Origin of the sequence: Lelliottia sp. AC1 (assembly GCF_023278595.1) — a bacterium.
Classification (GTDB): Bacteria; Pseudomonadota; Gammaproteobacteria; order Enterobacterales; family Enterobacteriaceae; genus Enterobacter; species Enterobacter nimipressuralis.
Window position 1 is genome coordinate 2,141,721 of the sequence record NZ_CP025699.1, and the last position, 21,818, is coordinate 2,163,538.

Annotated in this window: 19 protein-coding genes; 13 read left to right on the top strand and 6 right to left on the bottom strand. The window is 58.4% G+C overall.

The genetic code is table 11. The annotated features are described in order from the left end of the window. The first annotated feature begins 3 nt into the window (after positions 1–3). From paaE to C0560_RS10225, 10 genes are all read left to right on the top strand, one after another. Complete coding sequence (paaE, locus tag C0560_RS10180) at positions 4–1,074, top strand: 1,2-phenylacetyl-CoA epoxidase subunit PaaE (RefSeq protein WP_107703619.1); 1,071 nt, start codon at positions 4–6, stop codon at positions 1,072–1,074. Beyond that, entirely contained in the window at positions 1,071–1,838 is a 768-nt protein-coding gene (gene paaF / locus C0560_RS10185; protein WP_248860198.1) for a 2,3-dehydroadipyl-CoA hydratase PaaF, read from the top strand. Before paaE ends, paaF begins: the two co-directional genes overlap by 4 nt. After that, complete coding sequence (gene paaG / locus C0560_RS10190) at positions 1,838–2,626, top strand: 2-(1,2-epoxy-1,2-dihydrophenyl)acetyl-CoA isomerase PaaG (protein WP_248860275.1); 789 nt, start codon at positions 1,838–1,840, stop codon at positions 2,624–2,626. The genes paaF and paaG overlap by 1 nt, the downstream gene beginning before the upstream one ends. A 1-nt stretch (position 2,627) precedes the next feature. Next, a complete protein-coding gene (gene paaH / locus C0560_RS10195; RefSeq protein ID WP_248860200.1) occupies positions 2,628–4,055 on the top strand; it encodes a 3-hydroxyacyl-CoA dehydrogenase PaaH in 1,428 nt (475 codons plus the stop codon). Then, entirely contained in the window at positions 4,045–4,467 is a 423-nt protein-coding gene (paaI, locus tag C0560_RS10200; RefSeq protein WP_100780232.1) for a hydroxyphenylacetyl-CoA thioesterase PaaI, read from the top strand. Before paaH ends, paaI begins: the two co-directional genes overlap by 11 nt. Continuing rightward, a complete protein-coding gene (gene pcaF, locus C0560_RS10205; RefSeq protein ID WP_181827843.1) occupies positions 4,467–5,672 on the top strand; it encodes a 3-oxoadipyl-CoA thiolase in 1,206 nt (401 codons plus the stop codon). Before paaI ends, pcaF begins: the two co-directional genes overlap by 1 nt. Before the next feature lie 28 nt (positions 5,673–5,700). Continuing rightward, positions 5,701–7,020, top strand: coding sequence for a phenylacetate--CoA ligase PaaK (gene paaK, locus C0560_RS10210; RefSeq protein WP_248860203.1), 1,320 nt, complete (start codon positions 5,701–5,703; stop codon positions 7,018–7,020). Positions 7,021–7,117: 97 nt separating this feature from the next. Next, the gene (gene paaX / locus C0560_RS10215; protein ID WP_248860206.1) at positions 7,118–8,053 is read left to right on the top strand and encodes a phenylacetic acid degradation operon negative regulatory protein PaaX; all 936 of its coding nucleotides are present in this window, start codon (positions 7,118–7,120) and stop codon (positions 8,051–8,053) included. 10 nt (positions 8,054–8,063) lie between these two features. Continuing rightward, on the top strand, positions 8,064–8,666 hold the full coding sequence (paaY, locus tag C0560_RS10220; RefSeq protein WP_100780229.1) for a phenylacetic acid degradation protein PaaY: 603 nt from the start codon (positions 8,064–8,066) through the stop codon (positions 8,664–8,666). 170 nt (positions 8,667–8,836) lie between these two features. Next, on the top strand, positions 8,837–9,052 hold the full coding sequence (locus C0560_RS10225) for a cold shock domain-containing protein (protein ID WP_100780228.1): 216 nt from the start codon (positions 8,837–8,839) through the stop codon (positions 9,050–9,052). Between the two features lie 78 nt (positions 9,053–9,130). Here the strand turns inward: C0560_RS10225 and C0560_RS10230 are convergent, their stop codons facing one another. Together C0560_RS10230 and azoR are read right to left on the bottom strand one after the other, a co-directional pair. Then, the gene (locus C0560_RS10230; RefSeq protein ID WP_312153733.1) at positions 9,131–9,301 is read right to left on the bottom strand and encodes a YnfU family zinc-binding protein; all 171 of its coding nucleotides are present in this window, start codon (positions 9,299–9,301) and stop codon (positions 9,131–9,133) included. 222 nt (positions 9,302–9,523) lie between these two features. Continuing rightward, entirely contained in the window at positions 9,524–10,129 is a 606-nt protein-coding gene (gene azoR, locus C0560_RS10235; RefSeq protein WP_095281956.1) for an FMN-dependent NADH-azoreductase, read from the bottom strand. Between the two features lie 202 nt (positions 10,130–10,331). Here azoR and hrpA point away from each other — a divergent pair, with 202 nt between their 5' ends. Continuing rightward, on the top strand, positions 10,332–14,234 hold the full coding sequence (gene hrpA / locus C0560_RS10240; protein WP_248860208.1) for an ATP-dependent RNA helicase HrpA: 3,903 nt from the start codon (positions 10,332–10,334) through the stop codon (positions 14,232–14,234). 98 nt (positions 14,235–14,332) lie between these two features. Here hrpA and C0560_RS10245 read toward each other — a convergent pair whose 3' ends face one another. Genes C0560_RS10245 through C0560_RS10260 form a run of 4 tightly spaced genes read right to left on the bottom strand, consistent with a single transcriptional unit; the run spans position 14,333 to position 19,163 of the window. Then, positions 14,333–14,992, bottom strand: coding sequence for an O-methyltransferase (locus tag C0560_RS10245; protein ID WP_248860209.1), 660 nt, complete (start codon positions 14,990–14,992; stop codon positions 14,333–14,335). An 11-nt stretch (positions 14,993–15,003) separates the two neighbouring features. Beyond that, on the bottom strand, positions 15,004–16,386 hold the full coding sequence (locus C0560_RS10250) for an efflux transporter outer membrane subunit (RefSeq protein WP_248860210.1): 1,383 nt from the start codon (positions 16,384–16,386) through the stop codon (positions 15,004–15,006). Then, positions 16,383–17,465, bottom strand: a complete 1,083-nt coding sequence (locus C0560_RS10255) for an HlyD family secretion protein (protein WP_123428011.1) — start codon at positions 17,463–17,465, stop codon at positions 16,383–16,385. Before C0560_RS10255 ends, C0560_RS10250 begins: the two co-directional genes overlap by 4 nt. Positions 17,466–17,510: 45 nt before the next feature. Then, on the bottom strand, positions 17,511–19,163 hold the full coding sequence (locus tag C0560_RS10260; RefSeq protein ID WP_371923376.1) for an MFS transporter: 1,653 nt from the start codon (positions 19,161–19,163) through the stop codon (positions 17,511–17,513). A gap of 212 nt (positions 19,164–19,375) precedes the next feature. Between C0560_RS10260 and C0560_RS10265 the strand changes: the two genes are divergently transcribed. Together C0560_RS10265 and aldA are read left to right on the top strand one after the other, a co-directional pair. Beyond that, entirely contained in the window at positions 19,376–20,170 is a 795-nt protein-coding gene (locus tag C0560_RS10265; protein ID WP_102103678.1) for a YdcF family protein, read from the top strand. A 197-nt stretch (positions 20,171–20,367) separates the two neighbouring features. Continuing rightward, positions 20,368–21,807 carry an aldehyde dehydrogenase gene (gene aldA, locus C0560_RS10270; protein WP_142503355.1) on the top strand — a complete coding sequence of 480 codons (1,440 nt, stop codon included), beginning with the start codon at positions 20,368–20,370 and terminating at the stop codon, positions 21,805–21,807. Positions 21,808–21,818: the final 11 nt, after the last annotated feature.

The window sequence follows — 21,818 nt, forward strand, 5'->3', positions numbered from 1 at the left end:
GCCATGACAACGTTTCATTCTTTAACGGTGGCAAAAGTGGAACCCGAAACCCGCGATGCGGTGACCATTACTTTCGCGATCCCACAGACTTTGCAGGACGCCTACCGTTTCCGCCCCGGTCAGCATTTGACGCTCAAAGCGCAGCTGGCAGGCGAAGAGCTACGCCGCTGCTACTCCATTTGTCGCAGCGTGACGCCGGGCGAAATCAGCGTGGCGGTGAAAGCCATCGACGGCGGGCGTTTTTCTCGCTATGCCCGCGATGAGATTAAACAGGGCATGGCGCTGGAGGTAATGGTCCCTCAGGGGCACTTTGGCTATCAGCCGCAGGCGGAACGCGCCGGGCGCTATCTGGCGATTGCCGCCGGTTCAGGGATCACGCCGATGCTGGCGATTATCTCCAGCACCCTGCGGGTCGAGCCGCAGAGCCATTTCACTCTGATTTACGGCAACCGCAGCAGCCAGAGCATGATGTTCCGCCAGGCGTTGGCGGACCTGAAAGACACCTGGCCGCAACGTCTGCAACTGGTGAATATTTTCAGTCAGGAGACCCTCGACAGTGAACTGCTCCACGGGCGTATCGACGGCGAAAAACTCCAGCAGCTGGGAAAAACGCTGATCGATTTCAGCCTGTTCGACGAAGCCTTTATCTGCGGCCCCTCGGCGATGATGGACGACGCCGAGCTGGCGCTGAAAGCGCTGGGGATGCCGGAGAAAACTATACACCTTGAGCGCTTTAATACGCCGGGGAGCGCCGTGAAACGCGCGACGACGATTCAGGCGCAAGGGCAGAAAGTGACCGTCCGTCAGGATGGCCGCGACCGCGAAATCACGCTCACCGCTGATGACGAAAGCATTCTCGACGCGGCCCTGCGTCAGGGCGCAGATCTTCCGTATGCCTGCAAGGGTGGCGTCTGCGCCACCTGCAAATGCAAAGTGCTGCGCGGAAAAGTCGATATGGCGACCAACTACAGCCTGGAGCCGGACGAACTGGCGGCGGGATATGTCTTGAGCTGCCAGGCGCTGCCGCTGACCGCCGACGTGGTGGTCGATTTTGACGCGAAGGGGATGGCATGAGCGATCTGATTGTCACCCGTCATGGCCGCGTGCTGCAGCTGACGCTGAACCGTCCGGCGGCGCGCAACGCCCTCAACAACGCGCTGCTTTCGCAACTGGCAGATGAGCTGGAAGCCGCTGCGGTTGATGGCGAGATCTCCGCCTGTGTCATTTATGGCAACGAGCGTTGCTTTGCCGCCGGGGCCGACCTCAACGAGATGGCGGAGAAAGATCTGCCCGCCACGCTGAACGACGTTCGCCCGCAGCTCTGGGCGCGCATTAACGCTTTTAACAAACCGTTGATTGCCGCCGTAAACGGTTTTGCGCTCGGCGCAGGCTGCGAATTGGTACTGCTGTGTGACGTGGTGATCGCCGGGGACAATGCCCGTTTCGGTTTGCCGGAAATCACGCTTGGCATTATGCCGGGCGCGGGCGGCACCCAGCGTCTGATTCGCAGCGTCGGCAAGTCCCTCGCCAGCAAAATGGTGCTGACGGGCGAAAGTATTACCGCGCAGCAGGCGCAGTCGGCAGGGCTGGTGAGCGACGTATTCCCGTCGGCGCTGGTGCTGGAATATGCCCTGAAGCAGGCCGCACTGATGGCGCGTCATTCTCCACTGGCGTTGCAGGCCGCGAAACAGGCGCTGCGCCAGTCGCAGGAAGTGCCGCTACAGGCCGGTCTGGCTCAGGAGCGTCAGCTGTTTACGCTGCTGTCTGCCACGGAAGACCGCCGGGAAGGCATCGCCGCTTTCTTACAAAAACGCACCCCCGACTTTAAAGGACGCTAATTGTGGAATTTATTCTGAGTCATATTGAGCAGGGCGTGATGACCATTACGCTGAACCGCCCGGAGCGTCTGAACAGCTTTAACGATGTCATGCATCAGCAGCTTTCCGAGTGCCTGAAGCAGGCTGAACGGGACGACACTATCCGCTGCCTGTTGATTACCGGTGCCGGACGCGGTTTTTGCGCCGGGCAGGATCTGAATGACCGCAACGTTGACCCGAACGGCCCCGCGCCGGATCTCGGCTACTCCGTGGAAACCTTCTACAACCCGCTGGTACGCCGCCTGGCAAAACTGCCGAAACCGGTTATTGCGGCGGTGAACGGTGTGGCGGCGGGAGCAGGTGCGACGCTGGCGCTGGGCTGCGACATGGTGATCGCCGCGCGTTCCGTTAATTTCATGATGGCGTTTAGCAAGCTCGGGCTGGTGCCGGATTGCGGCGGCACCTGGCTGCTGCCGCGCGTCGCCGGACGTGCGCGGGCCATGGGTCTGGCGCTGCTGGGCGATAAGCTGAGCGCAGAGCAGGCGCACGCCTGGGGGATGATCTGGCAGGTGGTTGACGATGAAGAACTCTCTTCCACCGCGCAGAAACTGGCGATTCATTTTGCCTCTCAGCCGACCTTGGGTCTGGGGCTGATCAAACAGGCGATGAACGCCGCCGAAACCAACACCCTGGACGAACAGCTCGATCTGGAGCGTGATTATCAGCGACTGGCCGGGCGCAGCGACGACTATCGCGAAGGCGTGAGCGCGTTTCTCGCCAAGCGCCCGCCGAATTTCACGGGGAAATAAGATGACGATGAGAATTCACACCGTCGCCGTGATCGGCAGCGGCACCATGGGGGCCGGGATCGCGGAAGTGGCCGCCAGCAACGGACATCAGGTACTGGTGTACGACATCGCCTCAGACGCTGTGGTTCGCGCCATCGAGGGCATCCGCACGCGGCTGGAATCCCGCGTCGCGCGCGGAAAGCTCTCCTCCGAGGCCAGCGAAATAATTGTCGCCCGTCTGCTCCCCGTTAACGATATCCAGGCGCTTGCCGCCGCCGATCTGGTGATTGAAGCGGCCTCCGAGCGCCTTGAGGTGAAAAAAGCGCTGTTCAAACAGCTGGGCGATATCTGCCCGCCGCAGACGCTGCTCACCAGTAACACCTCGTCGATTTCGATCACCGCGGTGGCTGCCGAGGTGCGCCATCCGGAACGCATCGCCGGGCTGCATTTCTTTAACCCGGCGCCGGTGATGAAGCTGGTGGAAGTGGTGCGCGGGCTGGGGACGTCAACCGAAGTGGCGGATCTGCTGTGCGAGCTGGCGCTGAACTGGGGCAAACAGCCGGTGCGCTGCCAGTCCACGCCTGGATTTATCGTCAACCGCGTGGCGCGTCCGTACTACTCCGAAGCCTGGCGCGCGCTGGAAGAGAACGTCGCCCCGGCGCAGGACATCGACGCTGCGCTGCGCGAAGGCGGCGGTTTCCCGATGGGTCCGCTGGAGCTGACAGATTTGATCGGGCAGGACGTGAACTTTGCCGTGACCTGCTCGGTGTTTAACGCTTTCTGGCAGGAGCGCCGTTTTCTGCCGTCGCTGGTTCAGCAGGAGCTGGTGCTTGGCGGACGTTTCGGCAAGAAAACCGGGCAGGGGGTTTACGACTGGCACAGCGAGCGGCCAGCCGCCCAGTGGCTGGAACCGGTCAGCGCGACCTTTAGCCCGACGACCATCGCAAAAAGAAGTGACGGTGTCACTGAAATCGACGAAGTGCTGCTGGTGGAAACTACCGGCGAAACCGCGCAAAGCCTCGCCCTGCGCCTTAATTCACCGGTGGTGGTGGTCGATCGGATGGACGGCGACGCCGTGGTGATTGCCGCAGCGGCCAGTAATCCGCACTCCGCCACGCAAAAAGCGATCTATCACCTGCAGCAGCAGGGAAAACGCGTTCTGCAGAGTGCGGATTATCCCGGTCTGCTGATCTGGCGCACCGTGGCGATGATCATCAACGAAGCGCTGGATGCCCTGCAGAAAGGGGTGGCCAGCGAGCAGGATATCGACACCGCGATGCGCCTCGGCGTGAACTATCCCGTCGGGCCTATCGCCTGGGGTGAACGTCTGGGCTGGCAGCGCCTGCTGATTCTGCTGGAAAACCTGCAACGCCACTACGGCGAAGAACGTTATCGCCCCTGTTCACTGCTGCGCCAGCGTGCGCTTCTGGAGAGTAGCTATGAGTCATAACGCCTGGCACAACGCCCGCGCCATGTATGAAAACGATGCCTGCGCCCAGGCGCTTGGGATCGACATTATCGAGATGGACGAGGGCTACGCGGTGCTGACCATGACCATCACGCCGCAGATGCTCAACGGCCACAAAACCTGCCACGGTGGCCAGCTGTTCTCGCTGGCGGATACGGCGTTCGCCTACGCCTGCAACAGCCAGGGGCTGGCGGCGGTGGCCTCGGCGTGCTCCATTGATTTTCTGCGCCCTGGGTTTGCCGGAGACAAGCTGACCGCCAGCGCCCGCGTGAAACATCAGGGCAAACTGACCGGCGTGTACGACATCGAAATTACTAACCAACAACAAAAAACAGTCGCCCTGTTCCGCGGTAAATCGCACCGCATTGGCGGCAGTGTGACAGGAGAAGCCTGATGCGTGATGCATTTATCTGTGATGGTGTTCGTACCCCGGTGGGGCGTTATGGCGGTGCGTTGTCCGGCGTGCGCGCAGACGATCTGGCGGCCGTCCCGCTGCGCGCGCTGCTGGCGCGTTATCCGCACCTGGATGCAGAACGTATTGACGATGTGATTTTCGGCTGCGCAAACCAGGCCGGGGAAGATAACCGCAACGTGGCGCGCATGGCCGCGCTGCTGGCGGGCTTACCGCAGACGGTGTCGGGCACGACCATCAACCGTCTGTGCGGTTCCGGACTGGACGCCGTGGGGTTTGCGGCGCGCGCAATTAAAGCGGGCGATGCGGATCTGCTGATCGCCGGTGGCGTTGAGTCCATGTCCCGTGCGCCGTTTGTGATGGGCAAAGCCACCACGCCTTTCCAGCGTCAGGCGGAAATGTACGACACCACCATTGGCTGGCGATTTGTGAATCCGCTCATGCATCAGCAATTCGGAACTGACAGCATGCCCGAAACGGCAGAGAATGTAGCTGAATTGTTAAATATTAGCCGCGCCGATCAGGACGCATTTGCACTGCGCAGCCAACAGCGTACCGCGCAGGCGCAGCAGAACGGCATTCTGGCGCAGGAGATCGTGCCGGTGAGCGTGGCGGGCAAAAAGGGCGTTGTCACCGAAGTGCGGGTGGATGAACATCCCCGCGCCGACACCACCTTAGCGCAGCTTTCCGCCCTCAAAACCCCGTTTCGTAAAAACGGCGTCGTGACGGCCGGGAACGCATCGGGGGTGAACGACGGTGCGGCAGCGCTGATTATTGCCAGCCGTGAGATGGCGCAGCAGCAGGGGTTAACCCCGCGAGCGCGCATCGTGGCGATGGCCAGTGCCGGCGTCGAACCTCGACTGATGGGGCTTGGCCCGGTTCCGGCCACACGCAAAGTGCTGGAGCGCGCGGGTCTGAGCATTAACGATATGGACGTGATTGAGCTGAACGAAGCGTTTGCATCGCAGGCTCTGGGCGTGTTGCGCCAGCTGGGGTTAGCGGATGATGCCGCACACGTAAACCCGAACGGCGGCGCGATTGCCCTGGGCCATCCGCTGGGGATGAGCGGCGCACGACTGGTGCTGGCGGCCAGCAATGAATTACATCGACGCAACGGGCGCTACGCGCTTTGTACGATGTGCATCGGTGTGGGCCAGGGCATTGCCCTGATCCTGGAGCGTGTTTGAGCAAAACTACCTGCGAGTACCCTACAAAATGACAACGACAACAACACAACTTGATGCCATTGAAACAGCCTCGGTGGACGAATTACAGGCGCTGCAAACTGAACGCCTGAAGTGGACGCTGAAGCATGCTTATAACAATGTACCTATGTACAAACGCAAATTCGACGCTGCGGGCGTGCATCCTGACGATTTCAAAGAGCTGTCCGATCTCAATAAATTCCCCTGCACGACCAAGCAGGATCTGCGGGATAACTACCCGTTCGAGACCTTCGCGGTGCCGATGGAGCAGGTGGTGCGCATTCACGCCTCGTCCGGCACCACCGGTAAACCGACGGTGGTCGGCTACACCCAAAATGATATCGACAACTGGGCCAATATCGTGGCCCGTTCCCTGCGCGCGGCCGGTGGCACTGCGAAAGACAAAATTCACGTGGCCTATGGCTACGGTTTATTTACCGGCGGGCTGGGTGCGCACTATGGCGCTGAACGGTTAGGCGCGACGGTGATCCCGATGTCCGGCGGGCAGACGGAGAAACAGGCGCAGCTGATCCGCGATTTCCAGCCGGATATGATCATGGTAACGCCGTCCTACTGCCTGAATCTGATTGAAGAGCTGGAGCGTCAGATGGGCGGCGACGCCAGTCAATGCTCCCTGCGCGTCGGCGTGTTTGGCGCAGAGCCATGGACGATGGCGATGCGCCATGAAATTGAGCGACGACTGGGGATTACCGCGCTGGATATTTACGGCCTGTCAGAGGTGATGGGACCGGGCGTGGCGATGGAGTGCATCGACACCGCCGACGGCCCGACCATCTGGGAAGATCACTTCTATCCCGAGATCGTCAACCCGAACGACGGTACACCTCTGGCCGACGGCGAGCAGGGCGAACTGCTGTTCACCACCCTGACCAAAGAGGCGCTGCCGGTGATCCGCTATCGCACCCGCGACCTGACGCGACTGCTGCCGGGGACGGCGCGCACCATGCGCCGCATGGATCGTATCAGCGGGCGCAGCGATGACATGCTGATTATTCGCGGGGTGAACGTCTTCCCGTCACAGCTGGAGGAGGAGATCGTCAAGTTTGAGCATCTGTCGCCGCACTACCAGCTGGAAGTGAACCGTCGCGGGCATCTTGATTCACTTTCGGTAAAAGTCGAGCTGAAAGAGAGCAGCCTGGTGCTGAGCCACGAGCAGCGCTGCCAGGTGTGTCATCAGCTGCGTCATCGCATTAAATCGATGGTCGGGATCTCGACGGACGTGACGATTGTGAATTGCGGCAGTATCCCACGCTCCGAAGGCAAAGCCTGCCGGGTGTTTGATCTGCGCAAGGTGGCGGCTAACGGTTAACCCTCCGCCCGGCCTATAAACTATCGTAGGCCGGGCAAGCGCAGCGCTGCGCGGTATCTGTGTGCTATGATTCATCCAGGACAAAAATCACAACAGAATGAATCAGATGAGTAAACTCGATACTTTTATTCAGCACGCCGTCAGCTCTGTGCCCATCAGCGGAACGTCGCTGATTTCATCCTTATATGGCGATTCGCTCTCGCACCGTGGCGGTGAAATCTGGCTCGGGAGCCTGGCTGCGCTGCTGGAAGGGATGGGATTTGGCGAGCGCTTTGTGCGTACCGCGCTGTTTCGCCTGAATAAAGAGGGCTGGCTGGATGTCTCGCGCATCGGCAGGCGCAGTTTTTATCGTCTGAGCGACAAGGGGCTGCGGTTAACCCGTCGCGCAGAGAACAAAATTTACCGCGCTGAACTACCGGCGTGGGACGGAAAATGGCTGTTATTGCTCTCGGAAGGGCTGGATAAAAATACCCTCGCCGATGTGAAAAAACAGCTCATCTGGCAGGGGTTCGGCACGCTGGCCTCCAGCCTGATGGCCTCACCGTCACAGAAAATGGCCGATGTGCAATCCCTGCTGCATGAAGCGGGCGTGGCCGAAAACGTGATCTGCTTTGAAGCGCACTCTCCGCTGGCGTTGTCGCGTGCGGCGCTGCGCTCCCGCGTGGAAGAGTGCTGGCAGCTCACGGAACAAAACGTAATGTACGAAACCTTTATCGACTCGTTCCGGCCTTTACTCCCTCTGCTGAAAGAGGCGAGAGCCGATGAGCTGACGCTTGAGCGCTGTTTCCAGATCCAGCTGTTGCTGATCCATTTTTATCGCCGCGTGGTGCTGAAAGATCCGCTGCTGCCGGAGGAGCTACTCCCCGCGCACTGGGCCGGGCAAACTGCCCGCCAGCTGTGCATTAACATCTACCAGCGCGTGGCACCGGGTGCCCTGGCGTTTGTCAGTGAAAAAGGGGAAACCTCGGTCGGGGAGCTGCCGGTACCGGGGGCGCTCTATTTCCAGCGCTTTGGCGGCCTGAATATTCCATAACGGAGGAAGAATGCCTGTATATCAAATAGATGGTCTTACACCTGTCGTGCCTGATGAGAGCTACGTTCATCCTACCGCCGTGCTGATTGGCGATGTGATTTTAGGCAAAGGCGTCTACGTCGGGCCGAACGCCAGCCTGCGCGGCGACTTTGGCCGGATTGTGGTAAAAGACGGTGCAAACATTCAGGATAACTGTGTGATGCACGGCTTCCCTGAGCAAGATACGGTGGTGGAAGAGCACGGACATATCGGTCACAGCGCCATTTTGCACGGCTGCGTGATCCGTAAAAATGCGCTGGTCGGCATGAACGCGGTGGTGATGGACGGCGCGGTGATCGGCGAAAACAGCATCGTCGGCGCGGCGGCATTTGTGAAAGCCAAAGCCGAAATGCCCGCCAACTATTTGATTATCGGCAGCCCGGCAAAAGCCATTCGTCAGCTGAGCGATCAGGAGCTCGAATGGAAAAAGCAGGGGACGCGCGAATATCAGGTGCTAGTTGAGCGCTGCAAAATGACCCTGCATCAGGTAGAACCGCTGCGGGAAGTGGAGCCGGGCAGAACGCGTCTGGTCTTTGATGAAAACCTGCGCCCCAAATCCTCGCAAACGAAATAAAATTTGTCTGTTTATGTCAGCGCAAAATTATTTTCGTCGGCCTTTTCAGGGGTAACGGTGATGCACGGTTAAAATAAACATTGCTTATTATGCCCTGCCGTGCATTAATGCCCAGCGTTTACGATTTAAACAAATTTGCCAGCCGAAAGGCCAGAATAAAGGAGCCTTATATGTCTGCAAAAATTATTGGTTTAGTAAAGTGGTTTAACGAAGATAAAGGCTTTGGCTTTATTTCTCCGGTAGACGGCAGCAAAGATGTTTCTGTCAATTTATCTGCGTTGCAGGGCGATAATTTCAACACACTGTTTGAAGGTCAGAAAGTGGAGTTCGTGATGGGCGCTGGCGCGAAAGGCCCGGCTGCCGCTAACGTGGTTCTGCGCGACTAACCTGTTTTGATCTCTGCGAGTCTGCAACCACGATGACGGCGAAAGCCTCAGTAGTCAGAATCGCAGAGGATCAACAAATCAGACTTTTTGGTTGGATTTGAACATTGTGCTGCAGTAAGGGCAAACGAGCAGTGAACCTTTTTGAACGCGCGTATAGCTGTGTTCAGAGTCTTTAGTGCAGTTTGGGCAAGGGCATTTAATCAGAAAGTTACGGCGGGCTTTTCCATCTTTGCGATCGGACATAGGCATTTCCTGTGTAATTGGCCTGCTACCATACACGTATCATCCTCAAATAGCTCGCATTCATTTCTGCTGTAAAAAATTAACTTCTCTTCGCATCAAAATCCTGCCAAAAATATTTCAGAATAATTCCGTATAATTATTTGCGGGCGCGTCATGGCGTGGTTGAAATAGGGTGCGGATAAAGAGAGAGGAAAAACCCTCCCACCAGGCGGTGAGAGGGGGAAAATCTTATGCAGCGACCAGGCTGTCGATAGCGGATTTCGCGTCGGTCTGTGCTTTGGTTGCCACTTCCGGACCGTAAGCGATACCTTCGGCGAAGACAAAGTTCACGTCGGTGATACCGATGAAGCCCAGGAACAGGGTCAGGTACGGTGCAACCAGGTCAGTTGGGGTATCTTTGTGGATACCGCCACGGCTGGAGAGCACGATTGCGCGTTTGCCTTTCACCAGACCTTCCGGACCGTTTTCGGTGTAACGGAAGGTTACGCCAGCACGTGCGACCAGGTCGAAGTAGTTTTTCAGCTGCGTCGGGATGTTGAAGTTGTACATCGGGGCGTTGATCACGATCACGTCGTGCGCCTGCAGCTCAGCAATCAGCTCATCAGACAGCGCCAGCGCTTCCTGCTGACGTGGGGTCAGTGGGGCATCGCTCGGACGCAGCGCGCCAACCAGCTCACCATCCAGTACCGGAATCGGGTTTGCAGCCAGATCGCGAACGGTGATTTCGTCAGCGCTGTGCTGTTCACGCCACTGTTCAACGAAATAATCAGACAGCTGACCAGACTGAGAGTACCCTGCCAGAATACTGGATTTGAGAACTAATACTTTGCTCATGGGTGATTCCTTAAATTGTATTGGATTGGGGGTTTCCCCGTTGCTTGCTGACACTTTATTCACAATCCTGTCGCAGAGATAGCGCAATATATCGAATTCTATGTTCGATTTTTTTGAATAAGGCAGTCAAAGCGGCGGTGTGGTACTCTATAGCAATCATTCAAGTGAGATTTAGCCTGGCAGAGCACTGCCCCCTAACACTATGACAGAACAACTAAAATTAACCTTCCCGATGCTGATGCAACAGCTTGATACGCTGATGCTGCGAGATAAGCAGCGCTTTGCGCGTCGCCTGCACGGCGTTAAAAAGGTTAAAAATCCTGATGCACAACAGGCCATTTACCAGGAGATGGCGAAAGAGATTGAACAGGCAGCAGGGAAAGTCGTGCTGCGCGAAGCGGCGCGTCCATCGATTGAATACCCGGAAAACCTGCCTGTCAGTCAGAAAAAACAGGAAATTCTCGAAGCCGTGCGCGATCACCAGGTGGTGATTGTCGCCGGGGAGACTGGCTCCGGTAAAACCACTCAGCTGCCAAAAATCTGTATGGAGCTGGGCCGCGGGATCAAGGGCCTGATCGGTCATACCCAGCCGCGTCGTCTGGCGGCGCGTACGGTGGCGAACCGTATCGCCGAAGAGCTGCAAACCGAGCCGGGTGGCTGCATCGGGTACAAGGTGCGCTTCAGCGATCACGTCAGTGACAACACCATGGTCAAACTGATGACCGACGGTATTCTGCTGGCTGAAATCCAGCAGGACCGGCTGCTGATGCAGTACGACACCATCATTATCGATGAAGCCCACGAGCGCAGTCTGAATATTGATTTCCTGCTCGGGTATCTGCGCGAGCTGCTGCCGCGTCGCCCGGACCTGAAAATCATCATTACCTCCGCGACGATCGATCCGGAGCGCTTCTCGCGCCACTTCAACAACGCGCCAATCATTGAAGTCTCTGGCCGCACCTATCCGGTGGAAGTGCGCTATCGCCCGATTGTGGAAGAGGCGGACGACACGGATCGCGACCAGCTGCAGGCCATTTTTGATGCCGTTGACGAGCTGGGCCGCGAAAGCCCCGGCGATATTCTGATCTTTATGAGCGGTGAACGCGAAATCCGCGACACCGCCGATGCGCTGAGCAAGCGCGATCTGCGCCACACGGAGATCCTTCCGCTGTATGCCCGCCTGTCGAACAGCGAGCAGAACCGCGTGTTTCAGGCCCACAGCGGCCGCCGGATTGTGCTGGCGACCAACGTTGCCGAAACCTCACTCACCGTGCCGGGCATTAAGTATGTGATCGATCCGGGTACGGCGCGCATCAGCCGCTACAGCTATCGCACCAAGGTGCAGCGCCTGCCGATTGAGCCGGTTTCACAGGCGTCGGCGAATCAGCGTAAAGGCCGCTGTGGACGTGTGTCGGAAGGGATCTGTATTCGCCTCTATTCCGAAGACGATTTCCTGTCGCGCCCGGAATTTACCGATCCCGAAATTCTGCGAACCAACCTGGCGTCCGTTATCCTGCAAATGACCGCCCTCGGGCTTGGCGATATCGCGGCGTTCCCGTTTGTCGAAGCGCCGGATAAACGCAATATTCAGGACGGCGTGCGCCTGCTCGAAGAGCTGGGGGCGATCACCACCGACGAACAGGCGAACGCCTATAAGCTGACGCCGCTGGGCCGCCAGCTCAGCCAGCTGCCGGTGGACCCGCGTCTGGCGCGCATGGTGCTCGAAGCGCAGAAACATGGCTGCGTACGCGAGGCGATGATCATTACCTCGGCGCTGTCGATTCAGGACCCGCGCGAGCGGCCAATGGACAAAAAGCAGGCGTCCGATGAAAAGCATCAGCGTTTCCACGATAAAGAGTCCGATTTCCTCGCTTTTGTGAATCTGTGGAATTATCTCGGTGAGCAGCAAAAAGCGCTGTCGTCGAACCAGTTCCGCCGCCAGTGTAAGGTCGAGTATCTGAACTATCTGCGTGTACGCGAATGGCAGGATATCTACACCCAGCTGCGGCAGGTGGTGAAAGAGCTGGGCATTCCGGTGAACAGTGAGCCGGCGGAGTATCGCGAGATCCACATGGCGCTGCTGACCGGGCTGCTGTCGCACATCGGTATGAAAGATGCCGATAAGCAGGAATATACCGGCGCGCGCAACGCCCGCTTCTCGATTTTCCCAGGTTCCGGTTTATTCAAGAAACCGCCGAAATGGACTATCGTGGCGGAGTTGGTCGAAACCAGCCGTCTGTGGGGACGCATTGCGGCACGTATCGATCCTGAGTGGGTCGAACCTGTCGCGCAGCACCTGCTGAAACGCTCGTACAGTGAACCGCACTGGGAGCGCGCGCAGGGCGCGGTAATGGCGACGGAAAAAGTGACCGTTTACGGCCTGCCGGTCGTGGCGGCGCGTAAGGTGAACTACAGCCTGATCGATCCGGCGCTCTCCCGCGAGCTGTTTATCCGCCATGCGCTGGTGGAAGGCGACTGGCAGACTCGCCACGTCTTCTTCCGCGAAAACCTCAAGCTGCGCGCTGAAGTGGAAGAGCTGGAGCACAAATCCCGTCGTCGCGACATCCTCGTGGACGACGAAGCGCTGTTTGAGTTCTACGACCAGCGCATCAGCCATGACGTGGTGTCTGCGCGTCACTTCGACAGCTGGTGGAAAAAGGCCAGCAAAGAGTCACCGGACCTGCTCAACTTTGAAAAGAGCATGCTGATTAAAGAGGGCGCGGAGCAGGTCAGCAAGCTCGACTATCCGAACTTCTGGCATCAGGGCAACCTTAAGCTGCGTCTGACCTATCAGTTTGAACCGGGGGCAGACGCCGACGGCGTGACGGTGCACATTCCGCTGCCGCTGTTGAATCAGGTGGATGAGAGCGGCTTTGAGTGGCAGATCCCCGGTCTGCGCCGCGAACTGGTGATTGCGCTGATCAAATCCCTGCCGAAACCGGTGCGCCGTAATTTTGTTCCGGCCCCGAACTATGCGGAAGCTTTTTTAGGCCGCGTCACGCCGCTGGAATTGCCGCTGCTGGATGCGCTTGAGAAAGAGCTTAGACGCATGACAGGTGTGACCATTGACCGCGAATCCTGGCACTGGGATCAGGTACCCGATCACCTGAAAATCACCTTCCGGGTGGTGGATGATAAAAACAAAAAGCTCAACGAAGGCCGTTCGCTGACGGAGCTGAAAGAGACGCTGAAAGGCAAAGTGCAGGAGACGCTCTCGGCGGTCGCCGATGACGGTATCGAGCAGAGCGGGCTGCATATCTGGAGTTTTGGCAATCTGCCGAATCACTACGAGCAGAAGCGCGGCAACTACAGAGTGAAGGCCTGGCCGGCGCTGGTGGATGAGCGTGACAGCGTGGCGATCAAGCTGTTTGACAACCCGCTGGAACAACAGCAGGCCATGTGGCGTGGTCTGCGCCGTCTTCTGCTGCTGAACATTCCGTCGCCGATCAAATATCTGCATGAAAAACTGCCGAACAAAGCCAAGCTCGGACTGTACTTCAACCCGTACGGCAAGGTGCTGGATCTGATTGACGACTGCATCTCCTGTGGGGTCGATAAGCTGATAGACGAGGCGGGCGGTCCGGTCTGGACGGAAGAGGGCTTTGCGGCCCTGCACGACAAAGTGCGCGCCGGGCTGAACGACACCGTGGTGACCATCGCCAAACAGGTCGAGCAGATCCTGACGGCGGTGTTCAATATCAACAAACGCCTGAAAGGGCGCGTGGATATGACCATGGCGCTGGCACTGTCGGACGTGAAAGCGCAGATGGGCGGGCTGGTGTATCGCGGGTTTGTCACCGGCAACGGTTTCAAGCGCCTCGGCGATACCCTGCGTTATCTGAATGCGATTGAAAAACGTCTTGAGAAGCTGGCCGTCGATCCGCATCGCGATCGTGCGCAAATGCTGAAAGTGGAGAGTGTTCAGCAGGCGTGGCAGCAGTGGTTAAACAAACTGCCGCCGGCGCGCCGTGAGGACGAGGATGTGCGGGAGATCCGCTGGATGATCGAGGAGCTGCGCGTAAGTTTCTTCGCGCAGCAGCTCGGCACGCCGTATCCGATCTCCGATAAGCGTATTTTGCAGGCGATGGAGCAGATTACGGGGTAGTTTGCAGGCCGGGTTAGGCGTCGCCGCCACCCGGCGGGTCGTAAGACGTGTGTGTTTATCTCCCGGTGGCGCAATGCTTACCGGGCGCTAAACACGGTTCAGCTATTCACCATTGCCAGGGTAAATCCATCCCAACCCTTAACCCCAACGGTTTGCAGCGCGGTGGCCGTGAGGCGAGGGTTTTCCCCGATCATATCGATAAAACGCCGTACGCCCTGTACGCGCTCATCATTGCTTTGCTCATTGATTACCTCGCCGTCACGCACCACGTTATCCCCGATGATCACGGTGCCAGGGCGGGAGTAGCGCAGCGCCCACTCCAGATAGCCCGGATTATTCGGCTTATCGGCATCGATGAAGATCAGGTCAAAAGGAGGGATGTCGCCGAAACCTTCCAGCGATTGCAATCCAGGCCCCTCGATAAGCTCAATCTGCGCCTGCAACCCGGCAAGGCGGATATTCTGCCTGGCGGTTTCGGCATGAACAGGGTCGGCCTCAAGGGTGATAATTTTGCCGTCAGGCTGTAACGCGCGCGCCATCCAGATCGTACTGTAAGCGCCCAGAGTGCCGATCTCCAGGATGCGCTTTGCCTGCGTCATCTGGACAAATAAAGCCAGTAATTGCCCCTGATTTGCCGCGACGTCATGCTCCGGCAGACCGGCTCGTTTGTTATTATCCAGAACGCTTTGCAGCACGGTATCCTGGGGAATAAGAGAAGAAATCATATAGTTATCTACTGCAGACCACGTTTGTTGCATAGACTGACCCCTTAGTTTTTCTCAGACCAGCCGCCGCCCAGCGCCTTATACAAATCAATCTGCGCCAGCAGCAGGTTATTTTTCACCTGTACCACATTCGTTTGCACCGAGAACAGCGTGCGCTGGGCGTCCAGCACGTCCAGATAGGAGGAGTAGCCGTTGCGATAGCGGTTTTGCGCGATGCGCAGCGTCTCCTGGGCCACATCCTGCTGCGCCATTAACTCCGTCAGTTGCTCCTGATAGCGCGTGATGGCATCCAGACTGTCGTTCACTTCCCGGAACGCATTGCGCACGGTCTTTTCATAGCCGTACAGCGCCTGATTTCGCTGGGACTGGGAGATATCCACCTGCGCGTTCAGCGCCTGGCGGTTCAGCAGCGGTGCCAGAATGCTGCCGCCGAGACTCCAGAGCTGCAGCGGATTGTCGAGCAAACCGGGCAGCGTGCGATCCTGTATCGATCCTGTGGCAGTAAGATTGATCGACGGCAGCAGGCTGGCGCGCGAGGCGGCGAGCGTGGCATCGGCGGCGATCAGCTGGCGTTCCGCCTGCACAATGTCCGGGCGGCGATTGAGTAACGTCGACGGCAGCTGCGACGGCAATGGCAGCGGCGTAAGCGCGCTGAAACTGTCGCTGCGCGCCACTGCACCGGGATTCGCACCGAGAAGCTGGCTGAGCGCGTTTTCCTGCATGGCGATCTGATGCTGGAGCAGCGGGATCTGCGCGCGCGTCGAACGCAGCTCGGAATCCGACTGCATGAGCTCCAGGCGCGAGCTGTAGCCTGTTTCGAACTGGCGTTTGGCCAGAGCCAGCGCATCTTCCCGTGATTTCACCGTGGACTGGGTGACGCGCAACTGCTCATCAAGAGAAAGCAGGGTGACATAGCCCGAGGCCACCGACGAGGCGACGGTCAGATCCGCCGCGGCAGCCGCCGCTTTTTGCGCCTCCAGCGTTGCCTCGGCGGCATTCGCGGTGCTGCGATTGACGCCCCAGATATCCACATCGTAGCTGGCAGTGAGACTTCCCTTATACAAAGTGCTGTAGACAGGCAGGCCGGTCGCAGCTGACTGGGCACGGGCGCGGGTGCCGCTTACCCCCGCATCCAGGGAGGGGAACAGGCTGCTGTCGGCAGCATAGACCTGCGCCTGATATTCGTTGATCCGCTCGCGGGCGATCAGCACGTCGCTGTTATTTTGCAGCGCCTGATCCACGTAGCGATTGAGATGATTATCGTGAAAATTGCGCCACCACAGCTGCTCTGCTGGGCTGGTCGGGCCACGGGTTTCGCGCCACTCGGCGGGGATGTGCAGCGTGCTTTTGGCTGGCGCGACATCCACCGACTGACAACCTGCCAGCCACAGCGCACCCAGCATGCAGACGACGGGGCGAAGCGTCATTGTTTCGCCTCCCGCGTGTCGATGTTCACCTGAACGGACATGCCAGGGCGCAGCAGGGCGGACTCTTCGGGCTTGCCGAGCACTTCGATGCGCACCGGGATACGCTGGGCAATTTTCACAAAGTTACCCGTGGCGTTATCCGGCGTGATGGCGCTGAACTCGACGCCGGTCGCCGGAGAGATACTCTGCACGCGGCCCTGATAGCGTTTGCCGTTCAGGGCGTCGACGGTAAAGGTGACGGGCTGTCCAACGCGCAGGTCCGCGAGCTGTGTCTCTTTAATATTGGCGATCACCCAGTGCTGCGGTGGCACCAGGGTAGTGAGATGGGTTCCGGCGGTGACGTAGGCGCCGAGTCGCACGGCAATTTGCCCGAGCTGACCGTCGCGCGGGGCGACAATCCGCGTGTTCTGCAAATCAATTTGCGCCAGCTCCAGCGCGGCTTTTGCGCTCTCGACGTCGGCCTCCAGCGAGCCGCGATTGACGATGACCGTCTGCAGGTCCTGACGCGACATCTCAAGCGTCGCTTTGGCCTGCTCAATATCGGCGCTGCCCTGAGCAGCGCTGGCGAGCGCCGCATCGCGTTCGCGAATCGACAGGGAGCCGTCGGCGGTCAGATCGTTAACGCGCTTTAAATCCGCCTGCGTTTTCACACTCTGGGCGCGCGCATTTTTTAGCGCCGCATCGTTACGCGCAATCACCGCTTCGGCGCTTTTGCGCTGTTGCAGATTATTGTTCAGCGCCGCCATTTTCATTGCCAGCTGCGCCTGCGCCTGATGTACGCGCTGGCGATAGATGCGGTCATCAATTTGCAGCAGCAGATCGCCTTTTTTGACCTGCACGAAATCCTGCACCTTTACCTCGGTGATATAGCCGTTAACCTGCGGGCTGATAAAGGTGGTCTGCCCGCGCACATAGGCGTTATCCGTGAACTGACTGTGGCGGGTAAAGGGCGGCAGTTGCCAGGCGTAGAGGATCACCAGCACCCCGACAATCCCTATCGCCGCTGCGGTAAAAATGGAAACAATGCGCAAATTATTGCGGGTAGTGGCCTGCTCTTTGGCGGCATCCTGCTGACTCATAATCTCTCCGGAGGTAATGCGCTGTTCATTCTTGGTTTTCTTCCATTATTTGGTGCCCGTGGCGTGTTTTAGCGCCAGACGGGCGGTGATTCTCAGGCGCAGCAGGCGCCACAAAATCCACACCAGCGTGGCGGTGGCAATGCCTGCGGTCAGCAGATAAGTGTCGTTATAGGCCAGAATATTGGCTTCCAGCGTCGTGACAGTTTGCAGCTGCGTGACGGCCTGGGTGTTAAGCAGGGCGCTGTCGCCAATCAGGTTCTGATACATCTGGGTGTAAATCTGTAGCCGCTCGTTGACCAGCGGATTGAGCGTGGTGAGCTGATCGGCCAGTAGGTTCGAATGGTATTTCTCGCGCCAGGTCTGAAAGGTGCCGAGGATGGCGGAACCCAGCAGGCCGCCGACGTTCTGGCTCATGCCAAACAGCACCGAGAAGCTGACCAGATTGCGCGGATCGGCAATCACACCGCCAATACCCGCCAGCATCGCCGGGGCGAGGAAAAATGCGCTGCCAAAGCCGAGCAAAAACTGGCTCAGCATCAGCTGGTTCGGGCGCGTCAGATTGTTCGACTGGCTGTCCAGCAGCGACGCGACAATCATCAGTACCAGCGAGGTGACTATCGGCCAGGCCAGTCTGGTGGGTTTGATGGTCAGGCAGCTGGCGACTATGCCGCAGACAATCCCGGCGAGGATCGACCAGGCCAGATGCGTCATCTGTTCATTCTGCAGGCCGACGTACTGTAGCCAGCCGATCACCCCGGTGTTTTGCTCCGCCAGCACGATGCGGATGAGCAGCATAATCAACCCCAGGCGCAGAATACTGCCGCTGGAGAGCCAGCGGGTATTGAGCAGGGGGTTGCTGCGGTTATGCTCGAAAACGATGGCCGAGAGGATCAGCACCAGCGACAGAGCCAGCGACCAGCCAATCCACGGCGCTTCAAACCACCAGTCGAGCCGCCCCAGCGAGAGCACCGCGCACAGCAGCGCCATACCGGGTGCCAGCAGGAAGAAGGTGATGAAATCTTTCTTTTCGAACACTTTACGGCGGTCGCCCGGCGGGAGTTTCAGCGCAATCACGCAGCCGAGCGAAATCAGCGCCAGACCGAGTTCAAAAAAGTACAGCCCGCGCCATTCATCGAGCTGGAGCAGCTCCGTCGAAAACAGTCGCGCAATGGGGATCGCCAGCGACGACCCGGTGATACCGATGGTCAGCGCTTTCAGGCGATGTTTCGCCGGCCAGGCCTGAATCTGATAGTAAATCCCCAGTGAACTCAAGGCGGCGGCCACCATGCCGTGGGCGGCGCGCACCATCAGCGCCGAGCTGAGATCGTTAACGAACAGGTGGAAAAACGTCACCAGCACATACAGCACCAGAAACCCTTCCGTAAACGCGCGCAGCCCGAACTGCTGGCGAAACTTCACCAATAGCAGATTGATCGAGACGTTGGTCATCACGTAAACGGCAGGGAGCCAGGCGATCTCCGTCGACCAGACGGCGAATGTCCCCTGCAGATTTTGCAGGTTGGCGGCAACCATCGCGTTGCCAAGCGCTCCCGTCAGGCAAACCAGTAAACCGACCACGCCGTAGGCCACTCTTTTCGGTGTGCTGTGCAGCGGTGTGGAAGGGGACCCCAGCAGGGCGGGTTTTTCATGTGGCTGCCACTCGCGAGGAGCATAAGGATCGCGTTGAGGCAGGCGCATAACGTCGGTTACCTTTGGAAAAGTTGAATAGTTAGTGGGCTAAGGATTCTACCTGTGGCAGAAATCATAATTCAAGTGAATATGAAATAGTTCATTAAATCAAATATGATTGCCCTCAACTGCGGTATCGTGCGGGCGGCTTTCGGAGAGATCCTCTGTTTCACAACCTCATACGCGCTACCCTGAAAGTAACCTGATGTAAGGAGGTAACGATGACGCTGACACTTTTTCCCTGCCTGCCCGAGACCACGCTGGCGGCGGTTAACACGGTGGGCAACTGGCTGGCGCAGGACGATAACCCGCGCGACCAGCCGTTTGACGCAGTGATCCTTGCCGGGAATGCGGTGATCCCGACCATTGACGCCGCCTGTCGGGTCGCGTCTGAACAGGCAATCCCATTGCTAATTAGCGGCGGTATCGGCCACTCGACGACGTTTCTGTACGCGGCGACGGCGCGCCACCCGCGCTATAACACGGTGCCGACCACCGGACGCGCCGAGGCGGCGATTCTGGCGGATATCGCGCGTCAGTTCTGGCACATTCCTGACGACCGTATTCTGATTGACGACCAGTCCACCAACTGCGGTGAAAATGCGCGCTTTAGCTGGAACCTGCTGAAGCAGCACGCACCCATCCCGCAACGCATTCTCGTGGTACAGGACCCGACCATGCAGCGGCGCACGATGGCGACCTTTGCCAGAGTGTGCCGTGACGAGCGCGAGTCGCCGCACTTCATCAGCCATCCGGGGATCACTCCGCATCTGCAAAACAGCGAAAACGGCCTGGTGTTTAGTGGCGGCGGGGAGGGGCTTTGGCCGGTTGAGCGTTATCTGTCGTTGGTGCTAGGTGAACTCCCGCGCCTGCGGGACGACGCGAACGGCTACGGCCCGGCGGGGCGGGACTTTATCGCTCACGTCGAGATCCCGCCTGATGTGGAAGCCGCGTGGCAGATTTTGCGCCACGACACCACTCTCACCGACGCGCTGGTCAGTCGCTCTCTGCTGTAAGTGATGCCCGTTTGCGAACCCTCTGTCGCAAACGGGCATTTTATGTTGCCGGTCTGTAATGTCATTGTTTTGCTGACCCGTTTCTTTTTTGAGATATCTCACAAAAACAGCGCGATACGATAGGCAACCTGACGCCTGATTGTAATTTTTAACATTAATTTTACTTGTTAAAAACAGTGCAATTACAGGAGCAGGTCATGACAGTACCCGTACAACATCCTATGTATATCGATGGACAGTTTGTTGCCTGGCAAGGTGAAACCTGGATTGATGTGACTAATCCCGCCACCGAAGAGGTCATTTCCCGTATTCCCGATGGGCGCGCCGAAGACGCCCGCAAAGCGATAGAGGCAGCTGATCGCGCGCAGGCCGGCTGGGAAGCGCTCCCGGCGATTGAACGCGCCAACTGGCTGCGCAAAATTTCCGCCGGTATTCGCGAGCGCGCCAGTGAGATCAGCGCCCTGATCGTGGCCGAAGGTGGCAAAATTCAGCAGCTGGCCGACGTGGAGGTCAGTTTCACCGCCGATTACATCGACTATATGGCCGAATGGGCGCGCCGCTACGAAGGGGAGATTCTGCAGAGCGACCGTCCGGGCGAGAACATTCTGGTGTTTAAACGTGCGCTGGGCGTAACGACCGGCATCCTGCCGTGGAATTTCCCGTTCTTCCTGATTGCCCGCAAGCTGGCACCTGCGCTGCTGACGGGCAACACCATCGTCATCAAACCGAGCGAATTCACGCCAAATAATGCGATTGCGTTTGCCAAAATCGTCGATGACATCGGACTGCCAAAAGGGGTCTTTAACCTGGTGCTTGGGCGCGGCGAAACCGTCGGGCAGGAGCTGGCGGGCAACCCGAAAGTGGCGATGGTGAGCATGACCGGCAGCGTCACCGCCGGGGAGAAAATCATGACCGCAGCGGCGAAAAACATCACCAAAGTGTGCCTGGAGCTGGGCGGCAAAGCGCCTGCTATCGTGATGGATGACGCTGATCTTGAGCTGGCGGTGAAAGCGATTGTCGATTCGCGCGTCATTAACACCGGGCAGGTCTGTAATTGCGCTGAGCGCGTGTATGTGCAAAAAGGCATTTACGACCGCTTCGTGAACCGTCTGGGCGAAGCGATGAAAGCGGTGCAGTTTGGCAATCCGGCCGAGCGGAATGATATTGCGATGGGCCCGCTGATTAACGCCGCTGCCCTTGAGCGCGTGGAACAAAAAGTGGCGCGCGCGGTGCAGGAAGGGGCCAGAGTGGCGCTGGGTGGCAAAGCGGTGGAAGGTAAAGGCTATTTCTATCCGCCGACGCTGCTGCTGGATGTGCGCCAGGAGATGACCATCATGCATGAAGAGACCTTCGGGCCGGTACTGCCGGTGGTGGCGTTTGATTCTCTGGATGAGGCGCTGGCGATGGCTAACGACAGTGAGTATGGCCTGACCTCGTCCATTTACACGCAAAATCTGAATGTAGCGATGCAAGCGATCAAAGGGCTGAAGTTCGGCGAGACCTACATCAACCGCGAGAACTTTGAAGCGATGCAGGGCTTCCATGCGGGCTGGCGGAAATCGGGTATCGGCGGGGCAGACGGGAAACACGGCCTGCATGAATATTTGCAAACCCAGGTGGTGTATCTGCAGTCGTAATTTGCGATACG